The organism is Kocuria sp. HSID16901, assembly GCF_003989425.1.
Lineage (GTDB): Bacteria > Actinomycetota > Actinomycetes > Actinomycetales > Micrococcaceae > Rothia > Rothia massiliensis.
This window is the reverse complement of record NZ_RBLM01000005.1, coordinates 67,532-92,906: the sequence shown is the minus strand read 5'-3', so window position 1 is coordinate 92,906 and position 25,375 is coordinate 67,532. Positions and strand designations below refer to the sequence as shown.

The 25,375-nt window shown below is 59.6% G+C and carries 23 protein-coding genes, 1 tRNA gene and 1 pseudogene; 19 read left to right on the top strand and 6 right to left on the bottom strand.

Translation table 11 applies throughout. The features are described 5' to 3' along the window. Positions 1-35 precede the first annotated feature (35 nt). Positions 36-1,361 carry a tRNA guanosine(34) transglycosylase Tgt gene (gene tgt / locus D8M21_RS08415; protein ID WP_048681208.1) on the top strand — a complete coding sequence of 442 codons (1,326 nt, stop codon included), beginning with the start codon at positions 36-38 and terminating at the stop codon, positions 1,359-1,361. Continuing rightward, a complete protein-coding gene (locus D8M21_RS08410; RefSeq protein ID WP_048681205.1) occupies positions 1,358-1,864 on the top strand; it encodes an SRPBCC family protein in 507 nt (168 codons plus the stop codon). The genes tgt and D8M21_RS08410 overlap by 4 nt, the downstream gene beginning before the upstream one ends. Here the strand turns inward: D8M21_RS08410 and D8M21_RS08405 are convergent. Further along, the gene (locus D8M21_RS08405) at positions 1,861-4,152 is read right to left on the bottom strand and encodes an ABC transporter permease (RefSeq protein ID WP_048681202.1); all 2,292 of its coding nucleotides are present in this window, start codon (positions 4,150-4,152) and stop codon (positions 1,861-1,863) included. The two genes, D8M21_RS08410 and D8M21_RS08405, sit on opposite strands and share 4 nt — an antisense overlap. Beyond that, a complete protein-coding gene (locus D8M21_RS08400; RefSeq protein WP_048681200.1) occupies positions 4,152-5,222 on the bottom strand; it encodes an FUSC family protein in 1,071 nt (356 codons plus the stop codon). The genes D8M21_RS08405 and D8M21_RS08400 overlap by 1 nt, the downstream gene beginning before the upstream one ends. A 253-nt stretch (positions 5,223-5,475) precedes the next feature. On the opposite strand from D8M21_RS08400, the gene D8M21_RS08395 reads away from it, so the two are divergent. The 3 genes from D8M21_RS08395 (at position 5,476) to cls (ending at position 10,533) form a co-directional block, all read left to right on the top strand. Further along, positions 5,476-8,007 (top strand): hypothetical protein, encoded by a 2,532-nt coding sequence (locus D8M21_RS08395; RefSeq protein WP_048681195.1) that lies wholly within the window; start codon positions 5,476-5,478, stop codon positions 8,005-8,007. Between the two features lie 79 nt (positions 8,008-8,086). Next, a complete protein-coding gene (locus D8M21_RS08390) occupies positions 8,087-9,061 on the top strand; it encodes a hypothetical protein (RefSeq protein ID WP_048681191.1) in 975 nt (324 codons plus the stop codon). 65 nt (positions 9,062-9,126) lie between these two features. After that, a complete protein-coding gene (cls, locus tag D8M21_RS08385) occupies positions 9,127-10,533 on the top strand; it encodes a cardiolipin synthase (protein ID WP_082156777.1) in 1,407 nt (468 codons plus the stop codon). Between the two features lie 38 nt (positions 10,534-10,571). Here the strand turns inward: cls and D8M21_RS08380 are convergent, their stop codons facing one another. Continuing rightward, entirely contained in the window at positions 10,572-11,273 is a 702-nt protein-coding gene (locus D8M21_RS08380) for a hypothetical protein (protein ID WP_048681186.1), read from the bottom strand. Positions 11,274-11,480: 207 nt separating this feature from the next. On the opposite strand from D8M21_RS08380, the gene D8M21_RS08375 reads away from it, so the two are divergent. Next, positions 11,481-11,553: transfer RNA gene (locus D8M21_RS08375), tRNA-Lys, on the top strand. A 94-nt stretch (positions 11,554-11,647) separates the two neighbouring features. On the opposite strand, the pseudogene D8M21_RS11635 reads toward D8M21_RS08375, so the two are convergent. Beyond that, positions 11,648-11,800: pseudogene (locus D8M21_RS11635) on the bottom strand (helix-turn-helix domain-containing protein); the annotation flags it as partial. 179 nt (positions 11,801-11,979) lie between these two features. Between D8M21_RS11635 and D8M21_RS08365 the strand changes: the two are divergent. The 9 genes from D8M21_RS08365 to D8M21_RS08325 all read left to right on the top strand — a co-directional run bounded on the left by D8M21_RS08365 (position 11,980) and on the right by D8M21_RS08325 (position 19,136). Further along, on the top strand, positions 11,980-12,198 hold the full coding sequence (locus D8M21_RS08365) for a helix-turn-helix domain-containing protein (protein WP_126855804.1): 219 nt from the start codon (positions 11,980-11,982) through the stop codon (positions 12,196-12,198). Continuing rightward, positions 12,198-13,028 (top strand): helix-turn-helix domain-containing protein, encoded by an 831-nt coding sequence (locus D8M21_RS08360; RefSeq protein WP_126855803.1) that lies wholly within the window; start codon positions 12,198-12,200, stop codon positions 13,026-13,028. The genes D8M21_RS08365 and D8M21_RS08360 overlap by 1 nt, the downstream gene beginning before the upstream one ends. A 115-nt stretch (positions 13,029-13,143) precedes the next feature. After that, positions 13,144-14,223, top strand: coding sequence for a DUF2637 domain-containing protein (locus D8M21_RS08355; protein WP_161970379.1), 1,080 nt, complete (start codon positions 13,144-13,146; stop codon positions 14,221-14,223). A 2-nt stretch (positions 14,224-14,225) separates the two neighbouring features. Further along, the gene (locus D8M21_RS08350) at positions 14,226-15,350 is read left to right on the top strand and encodes a helix-turn-helix domain-containing protein (protein WP_048681176.1); all 1,125 of its coding nucleotides are present in this window, start codon (positions 14,226-14,228) and stop codon (positions 15,348-15,350) included. Continuing rightward, positions 15,350-16,183: an RNA polymerase sigma factor gene (locus tag D8M21_RS08345; RefSeq protein WP_048681174.1), complete on the top strand. Its 834-nt coding sequence runs from the start codon at positions 15,350-15,352 to the stop codon at positions 16,181-16,183. The genes D8M21_RS08350 and D8M21_RS08345 overlap by 1 nt, the downstream gene beginning before the upstream one ends. A 49-nt stretch (positions 16,184-16,232) precedes the next feature. Next, positions 16,233-16,550: a hypothetical protein gene (locus D8M21_RS08340; RefSeq protein WP_048681171.1), complete on the top strand. Its 318-nt coding sequence runs from the start codon at positions 16,233-16,235 to the stop codon at positions 16,548-16,550. 59 nt (positions 16,551-16,609) lie between these two features. Continuing rightward, a complete protein-coding gene (locus D8M21_RS08335; protein ID WP_126855801.1) occupies positions 16,610-17,740 on the top strand; it encodes a transglycosylase SLT domain-containing protein in 1,131 nt (376 codons plus the stop codon). A gap of 40 nt (positions 17,741-17,780) precedes the next feature. Further along, complete coding sequence (locus D8M21_RS08330; protein ID WP_126855800.1) at positions 17,781-18,422, top strand: hypothetical protein; 642 nt, start codon at positions 17,781-17,783, stop codon at positions 18,420-18,422. Positions 18,423-18,458: 36 nt separating this feature from the next. Then, positions 18,459-19,136 carry a hypothetical protein gene (locus D8M21_RS08325; RefSeq protein WP_126855799.1) on the top strand — a complete coding sequence of 226 codons (678 nt, stop codon included), beginning with the start codon at positions 18,459-18,461 and terminating at the stop codon, positions 19,134-19,136. 1,104 nt (positions 19,137-20,240) lie between these two features. On the opposite strand, the gene D8M21_RS08320 is transcribed toward D8M21_RS08325, so the two are convergent. Continuing rightward, on the bottom strand, positions 20,241-20,573 hold the full coding sequence (locus D8M21_RS08320; protein ID WP_202975613.1) for an ArsR/SmtB family transcription factor: 333 nt from the start codon (positions 20,571-20,573) through the stop codon (positions 20,241-20,243). 74 nt (positions 20,574-20,647) lie between these two features. On the opposite strand from D8M21_RS08320, the gene D8M21_RS08315 reads away from it, so the two are divergent. Genes D8M21_RS08315 through D8M21_RS08305 form a run of 3 tightly spaced genes read left to right on the top strand, consistent with a single transcriptional unit; the run spans position 20,648 to position 23,423 of the window. Next, positions 20,648-21,943: an NAD(P)-binding domain-containing protein gene (locus D8M21_RS08315; protein WP_126855798.1), complete on the top strand. Its 1,296-nt coding sequence runs from the start codon at positions 20,648-20,650 to the stop codon at positions 21,941-21,943. Then, complete coding sequence (arsB, locus tag D8M21_RS08310) at positions 21,940-23,004, top strand: ACR3 family arsenite efflux transporter (protein ID WP_048681029.1); 1,065 nt, start codon at positions 21,940-21,942, stop codon at positions 23,002-23,004. The genes D8M21_RS08315 and arsB overlap by 4 nt, the downstream gene beginning before the upstream one ends. After that, positions 23,001-23,423: an arsenate-mycothiol transferase ArsC gene (locus D8M21_RS08305; RefSeq protein ID WP_048681028.1), complete on the top strand. Its 423-nt coding sequence runs from the start codon at positions 23,001-23,003 to the stop codon at positions 23,421-23,423. The genes arsB and D8M21_RS08305 overlap by 4 nt, the downstream gene beginning before the upstream one ends. 105 nt (positions 23,424-23,528) lie before the next feature. Here the strand turns inward: D8M21_RS08305 and D8M21_RS08300 are convergent, their stop codons facing one another. Next, the gene (locus tag D8M21_RS08300) at positions 23,529-24,095 is read right to left on the bottom strand and encodes a recombinase family protein (protein WP_048681026.1); all 567 of its coding nucleotides are present in this window, start codon (positions 24,093-24,095) and stop codon (positions 23,529-23,531) included. A 231-nt stretch (positions 24,096-24,326) separates the two neighbouring features. Between D8M21_RS08300 and D8M21_RS08295 the strand changes: the two genes are divergently transcribed. Further along, positions 24,327-25,343, top strand: a complete 1,017-nt coding sequence (locus tag D8M21_RS08295) for a DUF6414 family protein (protein WP_126855797.1) — start codon at positions 24,327-24,329, stop codon at positions 25,341-25,343. The last annotated feature ends 32 nt before the right edge of the window (positions 25,344-25,375 follow it).

The following is a 25,375-nucleotide window of genomic DNA, read 5'->3' as shown; positions in this document are numbered from 1 at the left end:
GGCCTCCGAACACCCCGTCGCTGGGAGCAACTAGTATGGGCAGAGTGCCCAACACTACTTTTCCCAACCCACAATTCGGTTTCACGGTCGGTTCACGCCTGAGCGAGACCGCCGGTAACGACTCCTCCAGGGCCGCACGCTCTCGCAACGATGGCGGCGAGTTCTTGGGTCGGACCGGCGTCATGACCACGCCCCACGGCGAGATCCAAACCCCCGCGTTCATTCCGGTCGGAACCAAGGCGACCGTCAAGGCCGTGCTTCCCGAAGCGATGAGTCAGCTCGGTAGCCAGGCGTTGCTCGCCAACGCGTACCACCTCTATTTGCAGCCTGGGCCGGATGTCCTCGACGCCGCGGGTGGCCTCGGCCGTTTCATGAACTGGAACGGCCCGACCTTCACGGATTCGGGCGGATTCCAGGTGATGTCCCTGGGCTCTGGCTTCAAGAAGGTCATCGACATGGGCACGGTCTCCGGCGCGACGGGCGCGGACGGTCGCCCCGTCGGGGACGACGACGTCGCCGCGGGCAAAGAACGCATGGCCCACATCGACGACGACGGCGTGACCTTCAAATCCCACCTCAACGGGGACCTCCATAGGTTCTCCCCGGAGGTGTCGATGAGCGTGCAGCATCGCATCGGTGCGGACGTGATGTTTGCCTTTGACGAGCTGACCACCCTCTATAACTCCCGTGGTTACCAAGAACAAGCCTTGGAACGCACGCGGCTGTGGGCCCTACGGTGTATCGATGAGCACCAACGCCTCACCCAGGAACGCTCGGACAAGCCGTATCAGGCCCTCTTCGGCGTCATCCAGGGAGCCCAATACGAGGACCTGCGCCGCAAGGCATGCCGGGATCTCGGTGACATGGAGTTCGACGGATTTGGACTCGGCGGCGCCTTAGAGAAGGAGAACCTCGGGACCATTGTGCGGTGGTGCAACGAGGAGTTGCCAGACAATAAACCGCGGCACCTCCTGGGCATTTCCGAGCCGGACGACATTTTCGTCGCGCTGGAGAATGGCGCGGACACTTTTGATTGCGTCTCCCCGACCCGAGTGGCTCGCACGGCGGCGGTGTATTCACCGGACGGACGCTTTAATGTGTCCAACGCCCGTTTCAAAACCGATTTCACCCCCATTTATGAGGGGTGCGACTGTTACACGTGCACGCATTACACCAAGGCGTATCTACATCACCTCTTCAAAGCCAAGGAGAGGCTCGCGGCGACCCTCGCCTCAATTCACAACGAGAGGTTCATCGTCCGCATGGTCGATACCGCTCGTGACACCATTGCGAGCGGCGAATACTTCCAATATCGCGATGAATTTCTGGGCCGCTACTACGCCGGAAAGGCCAAGAAGTGAGCATTTTGACCACGGTCCCCGCGGATCATGTCGTCTCCATTTCCGGTGACGTTCCCGCGTCACCGAACGTGGTGTTCGGCGCATTCACCGATCCCTTACGGCTCGCCGGATGGTACGGACCGGAGGGTTGGATCGTTCCCGTGCACACGGTGTCGATCGACCCCAGGCCCGGCGGGACCTTCCGCCTCGCGATGGTCAACCATGCCCAGCCGAATGAAGCCGTGCCGCTGTATTCGACGTTCGTGAGCGTCGTCGAGGGAGAACTGATCGAACATCGCGAGTCCCTCCCAGGCCCAAACGGCGAGGCCAGCGACGCGACGGTGCTTCACCGCATCGAGTTCCTTCCCCGCGAAGTAGACGGCGTCGAGGGAACGCGCGTCGTGGTGAGCCAGGGGCCGCTCCCTCGAGAGATCCACTCGACCGTCGTCGCCGGTTGGCGTTCCGCCCTGGCGGAGCTGGCCCGCGCGATCCACTCGGAAGGGCGGGTCCGCGCCTCTCGCTAGGTGCGTTGCTTCCGCTTCGCATTGATCACGCGCAACTGCCGCGTTTCGGGGCTGTCGCTACCGGTCAGCGCGTTGCCTTCAAACTCGCCGGCGTCCTGCCCCTCGTATTGCTCGGCCTCGGCCTGTTCCTGCGCAGCATTCTTCTTCTTGAGATGTTGCACCCAGAGGTGCCCGGCGGTGTAAAGCAAGATGCCGATGGCGAGCCACACGAATTCCAGGATGAGGTCGCCCCGGATGGAGGCTTCCGGCAAATAGACCTGGAGCCTCATCGCGCCGATGGCAGCCGAGCTCGGGACCAGGTGATTCAGCACCGTATACAGCTGCGGAGCCATGTCCAGGGGCAGTAACAGCCCAGAGCTGGGCACACCGCACATCACGAATAACGGCAGGGAAATCGTCATGACCGACCCCCTGAGGAAGAGCGCCCCACCGAGGGTGAAGAACTGGATCGTCAACGACGTCAGGAAGAGAATCCCCCAAACGGTCCACGGGGCCCCCGGCTCCAGGAAGTGCACCACGTGCACCGAGATCAGGTATTGCAGCAACGTGTTGGCGGCGGCGACGCCGAGGACCCACACGATGCGTCGTCCCCAGTGCCAGGCTCGTCCGACCAACCCGATCATCATGCCCGCGAGGTTGGAGCCGACGACGCCGCCCATCCCGAGATACATCAACGACATGCCGAATTTGTCGTTTTGCGGAGTAGGCGCGAGATCCACTTTCTGCAGGGGTGCCCCCTGGGTCAGGGTTCCAACGAGCTTCTCCGCCGCAGATTCTGATTGCATGCCGTTTCCGGTCGCGACGAAGAGCACAGCCGAGGAGTCCGATGTGCGTTCGGAAATCCCGGCCGCCGAAGACGCCGGGACGTACGCGGCCCGAGCCTTATTCTCCAGGACGTCTTGGCGCGCGTCGTCGGCGGACTTCACGGAACGAACCTCGTAGTCGTCCTTCGGGAGGTCGTCGAGAGCCTGAACCAGCTTGTGGGAGGAGGCATCCGAAGCGACGACGTCGATCTTCATGTGATTCGGCGACGGCGAGTGGACGACCCCGATGTACATCAGGGGTAGGGCGATGGCGACGATGATCGGCAACTTGAACGCGTGGACCAGGCCTCTGCGGTTTTGCATCTGCTCTTCGGTGACGGTGCGGCGGCTACCGAAAAAGTCGCGGAACCTGAGCGACGAATACCCGGCGCGAACGTGTCGCCCGCTCCGCACGCCGTCTGACTGTTGGTCGTCTGCGCTCTCCGAACTCAATGCGTCCTCATCCTTGGATGTGGGACGCCGCAAGAATGACGCGGCAAGAAGGATCACGGCCAGGAAAAACCACAGCAAGAGTGTGCTGAGGGAAGCGCTGAGTGGCGCATCCGGGAAGTACAGAATCCGGCGCAAGGCCTCCATGAGAGCGGGAGTCGGCAGGACCCGGTGCAGCCCCTGGAAAATCGGGGGCACCAGCTCAATGGCCATGCCCGCCCCTGACGATGGAATACCCAACAAGACCAGGAGAAACATGGTGGGCAAGGCCATATACAAACCGATGAGTCTCATGCCGCCCGTGTGGAACAACATCACCGTGAAACACATCCCCGCCAAGAGGAGATACACCGGAAGGGCGTGTTCGGTGAATGCGCCGTGCACCGCGTAGGCAATGAACACGGGGATGGTTGCGTAGAACAGAGCCATCACACCCATGATGGAAATCGCGACCTTGCCGCTGAGTTTGGCCAGGTTGCTCCTCAATCCCACGGCCGTCATGAAACCGGCCAACAGCACCGGCAAACCCATGAACATGAGCGACGTGCCCATGCCGTCGTTGGGCGGAGGAGGTACAAGGTCGTCCACCGTGGGTTTCGGGACCTGGCTCGGATCCTGATATTGGCCGGTCTGGGTGAGGACCTGGGGTGCGACCTTGTCTAAATACCCTTCAGCGAACTGTGCGGCGCTCGTCGAGCCCATGGTCGCGACGTATTCGGTATTGGTTTTGGGATCCCAGGCCGCCCGAATGTCCAAGGACTTGATCGCGTGCTTGGCATCATCCACCGACCCGACGGCGGTGACGTCGTAGGCGTCCCCGGCTTGGGCATCGAGCTTGGTCGCAAGGTGCTGCGTCTGAGCGTCCGAACCGACAATCCCAATTTTCATGCCGTGGGGTTGCGGGGAGTGCATGCTGAAGCCATAGATCAGCGGGAACATGATCGTCAGGAACATGGGCAAGACGATCGAGAATTTCAGAACCTTGCTGGCCCCGGATTTGATGCCCGACGCACTGATACGAGGAGATCGAGACATCACGAAGCCTGCTTTCTCTGATGATTACGACGGAGGATCGGGATGGCCTGAGTGTCGGCGTCGCGCTCGGCCTGGTTTCGGAATATCAAGACCAGCACAAAACTCACGGCGGCACCGATGGCGGTTTCGGCCATTCGGGCGGTGAGTATGTCTTCTGGGGGTGCTGGTTGCGCGAGTTGCACCATCATGAGCGCCAGTGGCGTCACGAAAAGCATCGCGAAACCGTAATTTCGCATCACAAAGGCCTCCGCCAGGAATTGAAGGATCACAATCCACACCACCATGTGCCATTGCTGGAGGCCAGAAGACAACAGAAATGCCGTGACCATGACTCCACCAAAGGTACCGACAATGCGCTGAATGCATTTGTAGAGGCGCGCCGTGACACTCGGCTGCGCAATGGGCGCCACCGCCGCGACCATAGCCCAGTAGGAATGGCTTATCCCCGAGAGCTCCCCCAGCACACCGGCAATCCCCGCAGCCGCAAAGAACAGCAGTCCTTGTTGAATGATTTTGTTCCACGGTTGTCCGTGATGCTGCGGGGCGGGCACCACATGTCCACGACGCCCCTCACCGAGGAAATAGCCGAGCATTCCCGCGAGGACCGACCACACCACGGCGCCCAGACCGGTCGCCATGCCTTCAAGTAACGGCGGCGGTGCGTGCATCGCGCCCACGGCTCCGGAGGCGAAGATGAAAAACAGGCCGCCGGGCGGGCGAAGAGTGAGCACCAGGGCCAGCGACGCACCGACGCCACCGACGAGCGCGACCGCCGCAATCACCACCCACGGATTTGCGTGAGCGTGCGAGAGCCCGAGGCCCACCAAGAGACAGCCCAAAAGGATTGCCCCCGCCATGCACTGATGCCGGAACCTATCGATGAAGGTCTCCTGGCGTGCATACAGCGAGGTAAAGGCCCCGAATGAGGCAAAGATAGCCAGGTCGACTCGGCCGAGGAGCACGACGGTTGTCAAAGGGACGGCAACGCTGACCGCAATTCGTGTCGCCGGAATGTGGTCGGCTTTCGACGGGGCGAAGGACACGATGTTGCGGAAATGACCGTCTGTCACTGTGACGAGTGGCTCCTTGAACTTGCGGCTCGGGGATCGGATAGAAGGAGTGGTCGCCGGAATCTGATCACCGGGATTGCCCTACGGCCAGAGAAATACACTGGGATGGACGAGGTTCTGACCATTCAGGTCTCAAGCCTCGATGGGCCGTCACAACTATTGGGTTCCCGGCAGGTGGCGAAAAAACCACGCCTTGCTTAATAGTAAGCCTACTCCCCGTCAGGGAGCGGCAGACCCTTGTATTTTGGAACATATGACCGAGCACACCCGCCTTCACGATGACCCGCTCGAGCTGTGGCGATCTCTCGCGCAGCTGAGCCCCCGGGTCTTGCCGCACCCGCGGCCGGCGGAACGCTCCCTCACCATCAAGGATTATCTGCCTGGGCACGCCCTCCCGTGGGAGCCCTCATCGGGGCACGTGAGTTACGACCGCACTCGCTCCTGGCAACATGTGGTCTACGCCGGTCTCGTACCTTATGGCTCCCTCGTCGCCCACGCGAATTTGGCCCCGCCCGAAACCGCGCCGGGCTTGCTGACCGCGCTCTTCGCCGTGCGCCTCGAGGAAAGCGGCAGGCTCCTCCCCGAGAGCCTCGAGGTGTCCCGGGCGGCGTGGGCCGTGGCGCATTTGTCATCGTCGATATCCGCGACATACCGCGAGTCAGCGGCCCTGTGGCGCCAACGCATCCTGGATTTGTTTCGGGACCGCCGCGTCGTCATGAAGGGTGTGCGGTACCCGCGCCTTCCGGGGGACGTGGAACAGGATCATCAGCTCAATCACGACGATGTAGCCGCGGCCGTGAAGGTCACCAACGAGCTCTTTGGACTCACCGAGTTGACGATGACGTTTTCTCGCCCCATGCCGACGAGAATCGTGAGCACGCTCGCTACTCGCACCCTTCATGTAGGCGACAGCTCGCTGTTGAATCACCCAGCGGCCGAGGACCTCGATCTGGCCACCGAAACCACGCGATATCGCCAGTCCGCCGCGGGCCTGCTGGGTATCGACGCCGCAGAAACCTTCGAGGATGTCGTGGAGTCGCGGGAAGCTCTGTACTACGCGTTGGCCCCGCAGATGCTTCCGGAGGGGGTCTCCCGACCCGAACGCTCCTCGGTGGCGACTCAATTTGCCGTCAATGCCGCGCTCAATGATCTTTCTCGCCAGGAAGGCCTGTGGTGTTGTCCGGCCCAGACGGCGGCGGGGATGCCCGACCCACGGTGGGTCGACGACATGGTGTCGGGCCTCGTCACGCGCCGTGCCGAGGCGTTGGCCTCGATTCCGGATCCTGCCGAGATTTTCGACCCCGAGCCCATGGAGTGGTCGGCGGCCCGAGAGATTCATCTTCCGCACCCCGACCTGGAAAATTTCGAGGTCATCCGCTCCGCTCCCCTGCGTTCCGGAGCGGCCGTTCCGCAATGGCGAGCCGCCGTCGTGCGTTTGCTCCCCGGGATGGAAGAGCTTGAACCGTATCGTGGGCTCCCTGCGGCTCAGCCCATCGATGCCGTCGATGCTATCGACGGCGTGCTGAATCGGTTGGGCCACGCACGAGTCTCGATGACGGCCGAAGATTATGACCGGTGGGACGAAACCGCCGAATCGGTCCACGAGAGCCTCGCGGCCGTCCGTCGACTCGTGGCCGAACGCCAGAGATATCACGAAGCCGTACCCATGTTGTTGCGCACCGAAGGCGTGATTTCTGATCTGGCGGAGGCATTGGCCGAGTCGGCGGCTGGCATTTCCGACAAAGAACGTGAACTGAAGGAGCTCTCCCAAGCGAACGATCGCGCGCGAAAGTGCTCCAAGGAATGGAGCGACCGTATTGCCGCTCACCTGCGGGACGAACCGCCCATGCTGTGGCGACTCGCGACCTTCGGGCGGGCGCGCACGCCGTGGCATCTGCGCCTCACCCAGCTCCGCCGGGAGCAGAGCGAAGCGCAAGCCGAAGAGCAGGGCTCTCAGTCCGCCGTCGACCGTGTACACCGCGACCTGCGGCAGCTCCGAGAGGCCCACGAAGGGTTGCGGGACGATCTTGAAGAAAACCAAAAGACGGTTGCCTCTTTGCGCGAAGAGCTGGCTGCTTATCCTCATGCGCAAGACGCCATGGATGGCGATTGGTTGGCGGGCGATTGGAATGACCAAGCCTTCGCCCCGTGGCTCGACGACGAACTTCAGGCCGCGCGGCACACCGCGTACCAGGCGGCTCTTCGAATGCACTCGATGGCCATCCACGGGTTGCCTGCGGAATTTCGGGAAGGCCTCCTCGCGGCTCGAGACCTCTTGTGTGGCCACCCGAGCCGCAATCCTGACGCCGTGCGAGCCGCTTGGGAAATCCTGGGTATGGTTTTCCCCCAGGTGATGATCCACGCGGAGTTGCTCCCGGGAATTTGCCGAAGCCTGGGCGAGACTCGTGTGGGCTGGATCGTGTATTCCGACGCAGAACGCATACGCGGCGGGGTGGCGTACGCGGGCCTGCTGCATTCGACTCGCGGGGTCCTCTACCCCCGCTCGGATGGCCCTGAGACTTCTGCGTTGGCCGTCCGAGGGGACGACGACGTCGTGCGGCCGGAGGACGACCCCGTCCAGCGTTTCGATGCCCCCTATCTTTTGCCGCCCACCCCGGTTCAGGAAGCCTTGGCGGCGGCGACGTCGTGTTCGTTGCGGTGGACCCCGGATCGTACGACGGCCTACGGGCTGGCCTTGGCGGCCTCGAAATACACTCCGCCTCCGAAGCTTCCCGAAGAGTCCGACCGCGACACCCTCGACCCATTGCCACCTTTGTCGCCCTGACCAGCGAAGACGTCGGTAAAATCGGTCTGACGCGGAGCCCGCCGCGCCTCGCCCGCCGAGCCACTCGCGAAGGAGCCACATGGACAGTACCGGTCAGCCGTACCTCCGTGCACTCACCGAAGGAGAACCGGGTCCGTGGCGCTCGGCGCTCGGCCAAACCCCTTTGTACTGGGCCGGTCTCCTCGTGATTTGGACCGTCGGCATTCTCGGCCGCTTTTCTGGCGCGCAGTCGGTCTCGGCGGCTGGCCTCCACGCCGTCGCCCCGACCATCACGTTCATCACGTGGTTAATCTTGCTGGTCTACACCGGGTTCCTCATCCTGACCGCGATCCGTCCGAGCCTCGCTGAGCCTCCACGGCCCGGGTTGACCCGGCGCGTGCTCCGCGCGATCGCGCCATCGTCGATTGCCGTCTTTTTTCTGGCGCTGATTCAAGCGGGCCTCGTCCTGATCGCTGCCGTCCACCGCGGCCCGAGCACCGGCATGGAGCCCTTGTGGAAGACCACACTGTTCTATGCCTTGGAATCGGCCGTGGGTGTGGCGACCTTCTGCACAGTGTTCGCGTTCCTCGCGGTCGCTTTCCGGAGGGTTCGTAGCTGGTGGCGCTACAGCCTATTCGTATGGATCGCCTTCGCGGTCGTCGATCGCATCCAGCGGTATGCCAGCTTCGTGCCGTTTCCGTGGTCGGACGCCGCGGAATTTCATTCCGGATTGGATTTCGGTCACGCCTCGGTTGGCAACGTGTACATCAATGCGTTCCCAGGAAATGTTTCCCCATCCGGAAGCGGTGTCAGTGATGGGGCGCCGCCATTTGCAAACATTGAACTCAGCAATATCTGGATCAATTTGTGGATTACCGCGCTGTGCAGCCTCATGCTGATCACCGCCGTTGCCGTATCTGCCGCGCGGTCCCGCGAACGACGTCGTCGTAACGGGGAAGTCCCTCAGCCTCGGAGCCATACATATACGGGCACGTCAGGTGAGGATTTCGAGGAGCCGCTGATCCCCTGGGACCGGGTCGACGAACCGCGCAACTCCCGTAGACTTGGGCCGTGAATTATTCGCTTCTGCCAATTCCCGGAGTCCCTGCATGGGTAGATACCACGCTCGTGGTCATCGACATGTTGATCCGCGTGGTTGCCCTGTGCTGGATTCCGTATAACCGGAAACCTTCCGTGGCCCTGGGATGGCTTATGGCGATTTTCTTGATTCCGTACGTCGGGATCATTGCTTTTCTCGTGATCGGTTCCACGTATCTTCCTCGCGGCCGACGCGAACGGCAGACTCATATGAATGAGCTCATTCGGGAACAGCTCGGCGACCAGCCCGTCCTCGGCAATTGCGAACATCTCCGGGAGATGGATATTGCCGCCGCCAAGCTCAATTACAAGCTTGGCTCTCTCCCCATGACGGGCGGAAACCAGCTGCGTTTTCTCCGGGATAATCACGAGGCTATGCGCGTGATGGCCGAGGCCGTGGACCAGGCCAAAGAATATGTGCATTTCGAGTTCTATATCGTGGCCTACGACGAATCCAGCGCTCCCCTGCTCGATGCGCTTTTCCGTGCTCATCGACGCGGAGTGAAGGTGCATATTCTGGTCGATCAGCTTGGTTCAGCTGGTTATCCGGGGTACAGCAATCTGGTGAAATTGCTGGACGCCTCTGGTGTCTCGTGGCGTCGTTCGTTGCCCATTCGTCCGTGGCGCGGTGAGTATCAGCGCCCCGATCTGCGCAACCACCGCAAAATCCTGGTGATCGACGGCGACCTTGGATTCTCCGGATCCCAAAACATCATCGACCGTTCGTACAATAAGCGCGCGAACCTCAAGAAAAAGCTCGCGTGGAAAGACCTGATGATGCGCGTCGAAGGTCCTCTGGTGGATGAGCTCAACGCGCTCTTTATTTCGGATTGGTATTCGGAAACCGGAGACCTCCTGCTGGACGAGGTCGACCAAGACCTTCCTGCGGTCGACTCCGGCATCATGGGCCAGGTGGTCCCCTCCGGGCCCGGTTTCGAGACAGAAAATAACCTTCGCCTTATTAATCACCTGATTTATAACGCCGAACGGCGCATCGTGATTTGTAGCCCGTATTTCATTCCGGACGACTCGCTCAAAATGGCCCTGACCACCGCCGCACAGTCCGGGATCGAGATTCACCTGATTGTGTGCGAAAAGGGCGATCAGTTCTTTCCGCACTACGGCCAACGTTCCTACTACGAAGGCCTACTCACCAACGGCATTTCGATCCATTTGTATCCCGCGCCCACGGTATTGCATTCCAAGTTCATGCTGATTGACGACGACGTCGCCTTCATCGGCTCGTCCAATATGGATCAGCGGTCCTTTGCCTTGAACCTAGAAGTCTCCATGTTGTTCTTGGACAAGGGGGTCGCCTCTGAACTTGAGGAGGTGGCCAAGGAGTACCTCGACACATGCTTTGAGGTCGACTACGACAGCTGGCGCGAACGTCCGTTGCACACCAAAGCCTTGGAAAACGTGTGTCGGCTGACCTCGGGATTGCTCTAGCACTCACGTCGACGTGGGCTTCTCGCCCTCAGCCGGCGCTAGTCCAGTTGGTGGTGCCGCCAGGCGGAGGCCGCCGACTCCAACTCCTCAGCCGTGGTGATGAGTTTCCGAGCGGCCCGCGTGAGTTTCATTCCTGCCCAAGTGGACCCGGGGGTCGTGGTGAATTCGCCAGCGCGACGTCGCCCCTCGTCCCCCTCGGATTGGGCGTCGTCGTCGGCTCGATCCGCGGCCACGGCTTGGCCGAGCGCAACCACTCGGCAGAACGCCGCGAAACGCTCCAACGCGACGTCGAATTCGCCGGTGTAAGCGCCAGTCAAGATCTGGTCGATGGTTCGGCACAACTCGTCGGCCTCGGGAGGCTCCGCGACGCCGGCAACAACCCGGGAAACCTGCGCGTTATCCTGACCCAGGTGGTAATACCTACTCATAAGGTCGGGGTTCCGACGCACGGTGTCTCGAAGTGCGTAGATTCGCCACAAGACTCCTGGCAACGAGACGCCCGGGGCCTCCGCCCACATCTCGGCGATGGCGTCGAGGCCGTAGTGATCGGTGAAGTCGACCAGGCGCTCGGTGACTCCAGGATCGTTGTTGGCGCGCCCTTGAGAAAGCAGAGCCCAAGCCGAGGTGTGAGCCGCTTGCGATATGACTTCGGGGTCCACACCGCCGTCGAGCTGTTCGAACATGGCCGGGGAAAACTTCACGGGACTATGGTGGCGTGCTGACTGATTCGATCCGGACATGCGCCCAGTCTAGGTCTCCAAGGACGGCGTACACCGCCCCCGAGCCCCGGAGTTCGCCACACGGAAACCCCCACCGCGCAGCGTCCGATTGCCTTCGAACATGAGTCCAGTCACGAGCAGGCCATCAGGTTTCTGCCGACCCCCAGTCATGTTGTAAGCTAGACGAGCTTGAGCCTCGCGCGAGTTGACAGCGCATGGACCAGGCGGGCGCCTTTAGCTCAGTTGGTAGAGCATCGGACTTTTAATCCGTGGGTCGTGGGTTCGAGCCCCACAGGGCGCACCGTGTGACGGGACCCCGTTCCAGTTTCGGCTGGGGCGGGGTTTTTCGCACCCGTGGACGGAAGTTCAATCTGCGTGGTGGCAACGGTTCCCATCAGCTCCGCCAACGTAATACCGAAGTATCCGGCAATCACTGCTAAGTCGTGAACCGGAAACGCTGAGACACCTCGTAATCGCTTCGACATGTTCGACTGGGTAATGCCAAGCGCTTCAGCAAGCTCCGTCTGGTTCACCGCTCGCCTAGCCATCCAGGCGCGAACTTCGTCCCTCAGGGCTAACTCGAACTCCGAGACTGGAGCATCCGCCCGCTTATGCATGAGTCCTCCTCAGTTGATTTATGACCATCGTAGGGGAATAACGCCTGGATTTCTAGCATTTCTGACTTTTTCGTCTTGCATGAAGTAGTATTTCGACTACAGTAGAACGCATGAAAACATCCTTGGCAGTCGCCGGAAATGTACGAGCCGCTCTCGGGCGGCGGTCAGTCACTCAAGCCAGAGCAGCGGAACATCTACAGATGAGCCGAGACGCGTTCAGTCGCCGAATTACGGGGAAGGTCCCCTTCGATGTGGCTGAGCTAGAAGCACTCTCGAGGTTCCTTGAGGTTTCCTACAGCTCGCTGGTGGAGATTCAGGAGGATCAGTAATGGGTAGCACTTTGGTTCAAGGGCAACTAAGTCCGCAGGATGCTCAGGTCATTACCGATGAGATTCGTTCGAATCTGACCAGCACGTATCAGCTGATCCGTAAGGCTTGGGAGCAGCGCGCCTGGGTTGGTATGGGTTACGGCTCATGGGATGAGTACGTGCGCGAGGAATTCTCGGACATGTCTCTGACTCCCCCGTTGGAGCGTCGAACCGCTGAAGTGGCTTCGATGGCTGAAGCCGGGATGAGCGTTCGGGCGATCGGTACGGCCACTGGTATGGGGAAGTCTTCGGTGGCCAGGACTTTGAAGCAAGCCGAAGATGAAGGTTTGGTTTCTGAGGATCGGGAGCCGTCGTTGGGTCTTGATGGACGGCGTCGGTCCAAGGTCGAGGTCGATGAATCGGCTCTGGATGCGCCGGCCTCAGATTTCGGCGTTGGATTATTTGATGCCCCGAAGACCAAGCCTGAAATGAAGCCTAAGGCGGCTACCGCTGATGATGCGTTACCGGGTATGCCGATCTCGAATCAGACTGCGACGGATCTACGTGACCGATTGAGCTGGGCGAAACAGGATGTCGAGCGGGCTGAAGGTTCAGTCAAAGCGGCCATTGAATCGTTGCGAGCATCGCAGTTCAACGCGAGTGAAGATACCGATTCTGAGCTGGTCGCGCGTGTGGTCTCGTCGTTGTTGGCTCAGGCGGGGCTGTTGGAAGAACTGGGCGTGTGTGCGGCGACCGTTCCGGAGCATTCCGTTCGGGCGAAGCATCTGGAAGTGGCTGTGGCAGTGCTGGATCGAGTGACCGAGAGGCTCGGTGATGACGATGAGCAGTAGCAACTCTGTGGGCATGAAAAAGGAGGCCGCCCAACTGGAAGGGAAGACGGCCCCCACATCGAACAGCTTCAAAGAACAAATTCGATATGGGTCATCGTATCAACCAGGAGCCAGGGTGAGTAGTAGAGCTGGTCGTCGTATCAACCCGGACTCGTTGTACACGTTGTGGTTCACGGTGATTCTGATCTGCACCTTGGGGTTGACGTCGTTCATGGTCAGTTTCAATGGGCTGCACGACGTCGCAGGATGGGTCGGTTTGCCTGTGTGGCTGCGGTGGGCCGTGCCGATCTTCATTGATATCGCGATTTTGGCTTACAGCATGGCGGCGGTGATCCACCGGGCTCGTGGAGAGACCGTGTGGCCAACGTGGGTGACTTTGGGAGTCTTCACGGCGCTGTCGGTAGTTGCTAATGGCGCTCACGCCTTGACTCGGGGGGAAGGTACAACGGTTGCCCAATCGTGGATCGGCGCTGGGATCGCGGCGATGGCTCCGGTTGCGGTGTTCGCGGCTACAGAGCAGCTGTCCCGACTCGCGTTTGCCGTGCGCGAGGAACCGAGGCCGCAGGACGAGGCCGCATCCGATGATCTCGATGAGGTCTTCGAGGTCCCAGAGGAAGCGGTCGAGCCGACTGCGTCTCGAAGGGAGCTGGGTAAACCGCAGCCGACAGAAGGTGTCGTAGCAGAAGAATCGCGTGTCATTGACGACGTTCCCACATCAACGGTTCGTTCCGCCGAGGAACCGGCAGCCGAAAGGCCAGCATGGCCGATGCATGTCGAGCCGGTCACGCCAGAACCGCTGCAAATGCCGCGCGAGGAAGGGCTGGACTCTCAGAACTCCGATGAGGCTTCACCGCATCGTCCGGATTCGGAATCGTCGATGGAAAGCACCGAGGACACAAGCGGTGAAACCGACTCGGCTCCAACGCAGCGTAAGTCCGAGACGGTCACATCAGAGTCATCACCTGTCACGACGACCGGCGGTAAGGCCGCACCAAAGAAGGCTGCGGACTCAGTCGATGAGTCGTCTTCGGAGGAGGACGAGTTGGCAGGGTGGGTTGCTGATCGGTTGGCCGAGGGCAAACCGGTGACCGGGGCAGCCATTGGTGAGTATTTAGGTTTGTCCGATCGGACGGGCCGGAATCGATTGAAGACGTTGCAACAGCAGCGTCCCGAGCTCTTCGAAGGAGCTGAATAAATATGTCAGTAGCAGCGATGTCGTGGGCTTTCACTCACCGGTTGGCTCCGAATGCTTTCGTGGTGTTGTTGACGATCGCGGATGAGGCCGACTCCGACGGGGCGTGCTTCATGGGCCAGGACAAATTGGCGTGGAAAGCCGGCATGGAGAAAAGAACGGTCCAGCGGCATATGAAGTCCCTCAAGGAGGAGGGGTTGTTGCACACCGAGCGTCGCACTCCGGAGTTTGGCCGGGGACGGTCGGTGGACACGATCGTGCTGCACCTGGAGGTTCACGGGTCCAAGGGTGAGTATCCAGGTCAGAAGAATTTGAATGCTCGAAAGGTCGATTACCGGAAGAGTTTCGAGGTGGAGATCGAAGAATCTGAGCCCGATCAGCCTGTGGATAACTCGGGTGAGGACCAAAGCGACAATTTGTCGCTTTATTGCAATAGCAACGATCACGACCAAAGCGACAATTTGTCGCCTTGGTCGACCAAGGCGACAATTCGTGACGACCAAGGCGACAATCCGTGCAAAAACGACCCGGGTGCCTTAAAGAGGAACGCGCGCGGATTAACCCGTCTGTCCCGTCAGTCTGTCGAGAACCCGAACGAGCGTTCTGTGGATAAATCGGAAGTGAGACAGACGGACGGACCGACGGACCAGGAAGCATCTTCGGGTCCAGTCGTTCATGGTGTTCACCTGACACGGCTACGACGAGGCTTGGGAGCAAGGCTGATCGGTGAGATCAGCGATCAGGTGCTCAGCGCGATGGTGGAAATCGTGATGGAACGAGCTTCTGGTCCGGTGAAATCGCCGTTGTCGTTCGTGATGACCTCGATCCGGCTAGAGCCGCAAGAGTTGATTTCTCAAGCTGAATTTCGATTGGAAACTCCCAGCTACGACGTCGAGGCCTGGCATGAGCTGGTCGCGGAAGCCACAGCGGAATTCGCTGTGGATGCTCCCAAGGCAGGTCCCACTCGACGGACTTGTCCGAAACATCAGGTCGAGTACGTCACCGTCTGCCCTGGTTGCCGTTCCGATGAGTTGGCCGGTGATGCCCCGAGAGCCTGTTCGGAGGCCGAGGGGAAACAGTTCCGGGCCCAGTTGCGCTCAGCCCGGGCTTCTCGCGGGGGTGAGCGGTGATGGGTCAGACCGTGAAGACCTGGAGTCCGGAGATGATTCGGGCTTGGGAAAATACGCGCCCGATTGTGCTGAACCGGCTGTCCAGAGCGCAACGGACCCGCGAGGTCGAGGATGTGATGAATGAGGTTTGGATCGCAGCAGCCGAAGGTCTGGACAGCTTCGATGAGCAACGCGGAAGCTTCCAGGGGTGGATCAACGGCATCGCCGTGCGCCAGTCCTTGCGGATGGTCCGTTCGGAAGCGCGACGAGGTAACACCACTGAGGCCATTGCGCAGGCAGCTTCCTCAGGAGTGTCCACGGTCTATGACGTGGTGGCTGAAGATTTCGGGGACGCGGTAGCCGGTGAGGTCTCCGATTGGGCTCATGTCTCGGAGGTGCTGCGGATGGTCCGAGCGGCGGTATCTCAGCGGCGCCTATTCGACCGATCGATGCGGCTGATTTTGGAATGCGACGGCGATGTCGGTGAAGCGGCCCGGCGATTCGGCATTGCCGCTCCGGCGTTACGAGATTCGCACCGCAACGTGTTGGATTTAGCGCGGGTGATTCAACGGGCGTTGAGCAGTTATTGGCGACGTCGAGAAGAACGCGTTGATCGAGCAGTTTCATTCCGGGACTTGCTGAATTGTTTGCCGGCTGAGTCCGAAGAGTCACGGGCCTGGATTGGAACGATCGCACGGGCTGTGGCTTCACGGGGTGGATTCGGCAACGTCAGTGCAGCCGATGTGGCGCAGATGACCGGCATGGCTGAGGTCACCGCACGGCACTGTTTGGCGCGGACTTCGTGGCTGCTGATGATTGCCCGCACCGTGCTGGAAAACGGCGATTTGGAGTAAATAAACCAGGTGTGACTTACACCGGTCTTCTGGAAGGGAAAGACAGGGTATGAGCAAGAAACAGGGCAAGCACGTTGAGGAAGACTTCGAGTCAAACTCGCAGTTAGAAATGGGTGGGACCGGTAGCCGGGTCCGCGACTACTTCCGGAATAACTCGGCCATGTGGGAGGACTTCTCGGGCTGGATGGCTGGAGCAGCCTGGCGTCGGCTGCTGGTAGGAGTGGTTGCCATTGTGGTGAGCATTTTCTGGGTGTTCGTGACGATCGCGATTGCCGGTGCACTGCACCAGGATGGTGATTCCCATCGAGGCCAGTACGACCCGGTGAGTTCAATGGTGGTTATCCAGATACCTGCCGGGAGCTTCTAAAAGTGGGTGCCATCAAATCGGGGGCCAAGTGGGGGCTTCGAGCTATCACATTCAAAGTTGTGGCTCCGGCTTTGGCGTTGTTGGTGCCGCTGGGTGTGGTCTTGTTTTTCGGGCTGTTTCTGGCGGTGACCGGCGGGGCGATCGGTGCGGGAGGTAAGGCCCAGGAGGAACAAGACGCTCAGGTCCAAAACGTTTCTCAGCAGTGCCAGGTGAAAGCTGATGGTGGGGACGAGAAAGGCGGGACGATCAATGTGCCTGCTGAGTACAAAGAGGATGTGAAAAAGGCTGCGGAGGTATCCGGGTTGCCGGAGCAGATTGTTGCCGCTCAGATTCAGCAAGAATCTCAGTGGAACCCGAACGCGGGTTCACCAGTGGGAGCGCAAGGAATTGCGCAGTTCATGCCCGATACCTGGAGCAAATACGGCGGCGGGAAAGACGTTCATGATCCTCACGCGGCGTTCGAAGGGTACGGCAAGTACATGAAAGCGCTGGGAGATGAGGTCAGCGATGTCGCCGGTGGGGATGCGAATAAGAAGGTCCAGTTGACCTTGGCTGCATATAACGCCGGTCCGGGTGCGGTTCAGTCCGCGCACGGGGTGCCGCCGTATCCGGAGACGAAAGACTACGTCGAAAAAATCACCGGTGGCGGGCAGGTCAAGTTCAGCCAGGACTGCAAAGCACCCGAAGGTGGAAAGGCCTGGAACGGTGACCTAGGTAAAGGCGAGTGGACTGTTCCATTGCCGGCTTCGGAGGTCACCTCCGGTTTCGGGCCTCGAAATGTTCCCAATCTGCCGGCATGGGCTCAGCAACATGTGGGTGTGGACTTTGTCGATGATGACGGTCACGGCAAGATCATTGCCCCATCCGATCTGAAAATCACCGGCATCTATACAAAAGACGGGTGCCTGCTGGGAACGATGACCGGTGGGCCGAAATTCCGGATGGCTTTCTGCCACATGGACAGCTTCGACGTTCAGCCGGGGGCCACGGTCAAACGCGGTGATGTCTTAGGCCAGGAGGGTAATCACGCCGAATCGGTGGGGGGTGGAGTGATTAACCACTTGCATTTCGAGATTCACAAGCCGGGTGCGGATTACACCGATAGCAGTTTCAACCCGTATGACGGGTCAGCCATTGATCCGGAACCGATTCTGAAAGAAAAGGGTGCCTGGGCACCCAAGGGAGGTTGAGTCCGATGATGGAAACCGCGACGAAGAGAACGGTGGGTTCATGATGTACAGGCTTTCTCGGAACAACGTGATTCTTGGATCCGTGATGTTGCTGGTGGTGATTGTTGCTATCCCCCTGGTGATCTTGGGCGTGAAGGCCTTTACCGGGGCCGGGAATACTCAACCGGAGTCGGCAGCAGCCTCAACGCAGCATAGCTCCAGTGGTTCTTCGGGGAGATCATCGGGGGCTGATGAGATCGCTGCGGGCACATGTATGAAACCCAGTGATGTTGACCGGAGCGAGGTGGACTCGGTGGCTTATGCAACGGTGTCGATTGAGCACTGTTGGGATGCGACGAAGGATAAGACCCGCACCGCCGGAGCGATTCGAGCGAAACCGTTGATGAGTCAAGACTGGGCAGCGAAGCAGGTGGAGCCGGAGCGCAATTCGTTGCAAGGCCAGTTCAGTCAGGCAGCCGAGTTCAGCGGATATTCGGTGCCGGAGGTCTCCCCTGTTGGTGGGGATGCGAATCAGGATGTGGCCGCTGATAAGAAAGCCCGGGCCTACACGGTGGAGTGGACGTGGCAGAACCAGGACGGCAAGAAAATTGAGGGCGGTTCCGAACGAGTGGTCGTGTACCTGGAGCAGCACGGTGGGCAGTGGCAGGTCGTGGGTGAACAGTCATCCACGACGTCGTACTAAAACAACGGATTCGACTGTCCCATTTGGGACAGTCGAATGAGCAGTAGAGATGAGGCAGTGATGGCTGGGGAGGCTAGAAAGGCCGGACGGATCGGTGTTGTGCTGGTGCTGATCGTCCTGTTTGGGGTGGGTGGGTTCATCGCGGGCCGGTTGAACACTAGAGACCATGATGCGGCCCCGGCAACGTCTGCTGCGCCGTCGACGAGTGCTGTCGTGTCCTCGGGGTCATCGGGGGCAGCGAACACAGTGAAAAAGTTGGACGCCGCACAGGTGGATCGTGGCTCAGCGGAGGCTGTGGCGCGGGGTGCGGTACAGATTATGAGTACGTGGGATACCAGTATCGATAGTGATGAGGCTGCGGCGTTGCAGCGTGCTCGTGAGCTGATGAATGGTGAAGCTGCTGAGAAGCTCCCCGAATCGGGGATGGACGATCGTTTCCGCTGGCCTGCGGATGCGGAGCAGAAGTCTGCGGTGTCGTCTCCGGAGATTTCGGATTATCCGATCAGCACCAACTACGCGGATGGTCAACGTCGTCCAACTGGTCCGGGTTCGGAAACGAAGGATTACAGCGTGGACTGGTGGTGGGTCGGTGCTGATGGTTCCCAGACCAAATCAGAGCAGCGGCGGATTTATACCGTCACGGTCGTCAACGTTGGGGATCGGTGGTCGGTGGCGCAGTGGTCGTACCGACCGGCAAAAAAAGATGGAGTCTGACCGAGGATTGAAAGTGGCCCGGTGTCTGTGGTGGCGACAGCTGCCTGAGACACCGGGCCGTTTGTCTTTGTGGGTGATTATCCGAATTGGCTGGAAACCCAGATGCCGCCAGCCAGTACGGCCAAGAACAGTAGGCCGATGCGGGTGCTGAGAAGTTTGCCCAGGATGCTCAAGGTGAAGCCGAGGATCCGTGGGTCGTGGGTTCGAGCCCCACAGGGCGCACCGTGTGACGGGACCCCGTTCCAGTTTCGGCTGGGGCGGGGTTTTTCGCGTGTTGCGGAAACACGATTGGGCCCGTGCCAACCGTTCCGAGTAGATCGGCCATTGTTATTCCGAGATACCCGACGATGACGGCCGAGTCATGGATGACAAGCGCTGCCTTGCCACGCAACCGGTAGGAGACGTTCGACTGACGAACGCCCCGCCGAGCCATCCAAGCTTTCACCTCATCACGAACGGCAAGCTCAAACTTCGATATCCCATCCAGGCTGCACCTCATCACAGATCCTTCCTATTCGGTGTGAAGGCGGTCACCGTGGCTGGGTTGCCCCAGCCGGAGGAAGATAGTCCGGGCCTACACGGTGGATTGGACGTGGCAGAACCAGGCCCAGTGCAGACTGGGTGTACCGGTACAGCAGGATTGACAGGCCAGCCCAGATAAGGACGGTCACGGAGCCGGGACCGAAGTAAACGTGGAAGAGAACTCGTTCTATTAACAGAAGAGGGACAAGGCTCTTCCGAGAGATGTTCACCGCTCGAAGAAGAATAGGGATAACAGTGTTGATCAGTTCTTCGCTCACTCCTGCCAGGACCGAGTGAGTTATGGCATCGATGACGGTGGCCAACGAGTCGCCGGAGCCTCGGAGGAATGAATAGTGTTGACCAAACCAACTGTTATCAATAGGCACTGACCATGAGAAGAACATGAGGGCCAGGGTGTAGATCATTGCGACCCACCCTCCACGGAGGACCGGGACTGGCGGTGCGAACTCGGGCGAATATGCACGATTCACGGTCTAAGTCTCGGGTCGCAGCGCATGAGCACCTCATCGGCGTCAAGTCACTGTGACCCTGGCGGCCCGTCAGGCCAGCCAGCCGTCACACTCACTCCGAGCGCCCGATGATACTGATTGCCTCAGATGCCGCGCCCTCGACTGCTCTGTAATGAACCCAGGTTCCTTTACGTGTAGCCGTGACTAGACCTGCTTCCCTGAGCTTGCGCAGATGGTGAGAGACCGTAGCTTGGGAAACCGCCAGATCCGGCAAGTCACAGACACAGACCTCATCGGGTTCCGCTCGTCGAATCGCCAGATACAAGCGCAACCGCAACGGATCCGACAGCGCCTTGAAAATCTCCGCAGCCTCTCGAACACGATCCTCCGACGCAATGAGGCTAGAGGACCTGACGGGGACCGAAGGAGCTGCTGGAATGGACATGTCTCTTATTTTGACAAGCATCGAATCAGGACGCAACAATCTATTTAGACAAACACCTAAATAGGAGGCGTTGCATGGACTCGTCCACGGAGGATCTTCCGGTCATCGTTCTAGGCGCTGGACCCATAGGCCTAGCCTGCGCGGCTGAACTACGTGGCCGCGATCAGTCCGTCCTGGTACTCGAACAGTCAGATCGTGTTGCCGAGAATGTGCATCAATGGGCACATGTGCGCATGTTTTCCCCCTGGGAGGAGCTGGTCTCTGCTGCTGGGGTCAAACAACTAAGGGCGCAGTGGAAGCCGCCCAAGGCCTCTATCTACCCCACGGGTCAGCAGTGGGTCAGCCAGTACCTAGATCCACTGGGGCAGGCATTGGCCGACTGGATTAGATTTGACCGTCGCGTTGTTGGGGTATCCCGCCTAGACCGGGATTTGCTAGTTGAGTCAGGTCGAGCCGAACAACCCTTTGTCATACATGCCCTCCGGCCTGATGGGGTCATCGAGCGGGCCTTAGCTCGTGCGGTGGTTGATACGACCGGGACGTGGCAACGACCTAGCCCGCTCGGTTCTGAAGGATATCCGGTGGCTGGGGAAATCGACCATGCGGACCGAATCGTTCACTCGATGCCTGATCCTGCTGACCCGTGCTGGGCTGGACAGAAGGTGGCTGTTCTCGGTTCAGGTGCCTCAGCACTGACATCGTTGGTGGCGTTGACCCGCCAGGGTGAAAATGCTGCATCTTCGGTGGTGTGGGCAGTGCGGCGAGGCTCCATCGATCAAGCTCTCGGCGGCGGAGAAAATGACGAGCTTCCTGCCCGTGCAGCACTGGGAGATAAGGTTCGTCGAGCAATTTCCGACGGAAGGATTACCGTCATCACCCGGTTCAGGGCAGCTGCAGTTCACCCTGAGGCTGAGGATACGGTAGCTCTGGTCTCCTCAGACGGAGACACGATAGAGGGGTTGAACCGGATCGTATGTGCCACCGGGTTCCGCCCAGATCATTCTTTTCTCTCCGAGGTCCGCCTGGATTTAGACCGGCAACTAGAAGCTCCTGCTGGTATCGCTGCAGATATTGACCCGAATTGGCATTCTTGTGGATCGGTACCGGCGCATGGATACCGCTCCTTGGAGCAACCGGATGCAGGTCTTTTCATCGCCGGGATCAAATCGTATGGTCGAGCTCCGTCATCTTTGGCGATGACTGGTTTTGAACAGGTTCGTTCCATTGCCGCCTACTTGGCAGGGGATATTCAAGCCGCTCAAAGTGTGCAGCTAGACCTCCCGGAGACCGGAGTATGCGGTGGTACCGGTGATTTCGACGCCGAACCTGAAGTTTGCTGCAACGGCTCTGAGGGGAGGATCTCACGGTGAGCGTTGATTCAGCGACAGACGGGCGGCTGTCGGCCCTGGACAGGTTCCTGCCGGTGTGGATCATTCTAGCCATGATCGCTGGTCTGGGGTTAGGCCGGTTGGTTCCAGGTTTGGGTGTAGGCCTGTCTGCAATGGAGGTCCAAGGCGTGTCCTTGCCGATTGCCCTGGGGCTATTGGTGATGATGTACCCGGTGCTGGCCAAGGTCCGGTACGACCGGCTCGGTCACGTCACCTCAGATAAACCCATGCTGGTCTCATCCTTAATTCTGAATTGGGTCGTGGGACCGGCCGTGATGTTCGCTCTGGCGTGGATTTTTCTCCCGGACCTACCGGCATATCGAACCGGCCTGATCATCGTCGGACTGGCCCGCTGTATTGCTATGGTCATCATCTGGAATGACCTGGCCTGCGGAGACCGAGAGGCAGCGGCCGTACTGGTGGCGACCAATTCCATCTTCCAGGTCATTGCCTTCGCCGGGCTAGGTTGGTTCTATCTCAACGTTCTGCCTGGCTGGCTTGGATTACCGCAAGCTCATCTAGATGTTTCGACTGTCAGCATCGCCGGATCCGTGCTGGTCTTTCTCGGGATACCTCTAGTGGCCGGGTTCCTCTCGCGTGGCATCGGTGAACGCCGCTGGGGCCGAAAAGCCTACGAAACCTCGTTCCTACCGAAGATCGGACCTCTGGCTCTCTACGGGTTACTGTTCACCATCGTGGTTCTTTTCGCTCTACAAGGTGATCAGATCACTCACAGACCAGTGGATGTCGCACGTATTGCCATACCCCTGCTCGCATATTTTGCGATCATGTGGGGTGCAGGATATCTCCTGGGAAGGGCCTTGCACTTTTCCTATCAGCGCACCACGACGCTAGCTTTCACCGCCGCGGGCAACAATTTCGAACTGGCGATCGCCGTATCGATCGCGACTTTCGGCGCCTCCAGCGGACAGGCCCTGGCAGGAGTCATTGGGCCGTTGATCGAAGTACCAGCCCTCATCGGCCTCGTTTATGTATCCCTGGCTTTGCGCCGCCGGTACCCCCATCAGAAGGTGTCTTCATGACCGACCCTCGCCCCTGTGTGGTATTTATTTGCGTGAAAAACGCTGGCAAATCTCAGATGGCTGCTGCTTTGGCTCGCCTGTATTCCAACGGACGAGTGATCGTCCAGTCAGCCGGAACACAACCTGGCCAGGGACTTAACCGGGCCTCGGAAGCATCTGTGGCCGAGGTGGGAGCCTCGTTCGACGGCGAATATCCCAAAGCTATAGACGCGAAGCTGCTCCGGGAGGCTAATCGGATCATCATTATCGGCACCGAAGCTCATATTGAACCTGTTGAAGGTATGACAGGTTCAATACAGAGATGGGAGACTGTTGAGCCTTCTCGCCAGGGTATTGAAGGCCAGGAGCGCATGCGATTGATTCGTGACGATATCGCCCAGCGAGTTCAAGCACTCCTGGCAGAGCTTGCGATGGACTAAGTCCTACGGACAGGGCTCACTTATCTATCGGTGGGCCCTGTCGACGAAGCGCATCGGTTAAGGCCACACCTCTCTTAAGACGCCTACCATTCGCAAACGGGCCAATTATGTTCTGGCACGCTGGATGGCTCGATAGACCGTGGAACGGGCCACCCCGAACAGCTCCGCAATCTCCGCCGTCGTATACTCCCCACCCCGAGACAGCGAGACCAAGTGTCTCTCCTGCGAGACGGAGAGCTTCGGCTTCTTACCCCGCAACCTCCCCTTAGCTTTGGCTACTGCCATGCCCTCCCGAGTGCGCATACGGATTAGATCAGCTTCGAACTCGGCGACCATGCCCAACACGTTGAACAACAGCCTGCCGATGGGGTCTTCGGGGTCATAGATGCTGCCACCGATATTCAGCGTCACGCCCTTACCCGTCAACTCAGCTGCGAGATCGCGGGCATCCGGCAGCGACCGGGCCAGCCGGTCGAGTTTGGTCACCACCAGGGTGTCTCCGGCACGGACAGCTGCCATAGCCTCCCGCAGGCCCGGACGCGACCTATTGGTGCCGGTGAGACCGTGGTCGACGTAGATGTCCGACTCGGCTACGCCAAGTCGACTCAAACCGTCCTTCTGGGAGGTGAGGTCTTGCTCAGTCGTCGAGACTCGTGCGTAACCGATCAGCATGTCAACAACTGTACCGGTTGACACACCTTCACCGGGCATTTATTCGGGCGGGGCTTATGGGAATTGAACGACCGCGGAAACTAGCGGCACCCCGGCCTGGGCGGAAACTTCGTCGAGTGCCCCGGTGAGGAACCGTCAAACGGGCGTATATTCCGTCTGTAATCCTGTTGGGCGCTTCACCAGAACGCATGTTTCTTGCCGCCAACCAGACCAATGCTGGATGATCTGATCATGGCTAATAGTGCATCATCAGCTGGGGTTCCCAGCATCCCTATCGCAACGATCTACCAAAACTCTGACCAGGTTGCCGGGATACTCCAGCAGATCATGCAAAATCCACTACTGACGGAGGAATCGCGCGAGTTTGCCTCTAAGGATGGCAACGACACAACAGCAGATGGATCAACGTCAGGTAAGGGCGAAGGATCAGGCAGAATACCGTTCTTCGGCGGTGCCAAGGCCAGCGCGGAAGTGGAAGCGGGCCTATCATCAAGCTGGACTCAGACCACCGGAACGGCATCGCGTCAACAGTTCGTATACTCCCAGGCGTACAACCTGCACCTCGTCAGGCAGTCTCTTAAAGACAAGGAACAGCTGACACGCCTGACCTCCACCGAACAGGCGGAAAAGCTACAACCAGGCGAATTTGTCGAGTACACAACCACATTCGACCCGGTCGAGCTCACTCTCGCCTTGGACGTTATATCTCCAGAACTCGTCGAGGCCATCACGCGTTTTAACGTGAAGCGTGACTACCTCCTCCGCTTCCCTGAAGAAGGAGGTCATGAGGCTCGAGTGCAGCACGCCGAAAAAATGGACCTCAACGCCCAAGCTAAGGGAGAACTCGCCAGAGCGATTACAAACGCCGTCAAGGCCGACACGCGGCAGGAGACCACGCGCGAGTACTACGGTCGCGTCGATACCCGCCCCGAACTCACACTGATCACTATCTGCGATCTGGTGCACTTTATCGTAGACGACCCAGACCGCCTTCTTGATGGCACTTTTACAGTACTCGGCAAAGTCATCTCACCCGTCGAACAGGACATGCCGACGTTTTCTCACAACAAGCTCCTCCGCAACCTCACCCCGACAGCGCTCGATCATGGCCTAGAAAAACTACGGGATCTGATCGATCAGGCACCTAGCCTTGGCCAGGCGCCTCCTTCGGAATACGTGGACTTTAAGCTTGATTCTAGAGTGCGCGGTTCTTCTATGCGTGTCATGCCCCTCGCGATCTATTCCTAAGGGACTCGGAAGCCCCCCCCCAACACGGGCAA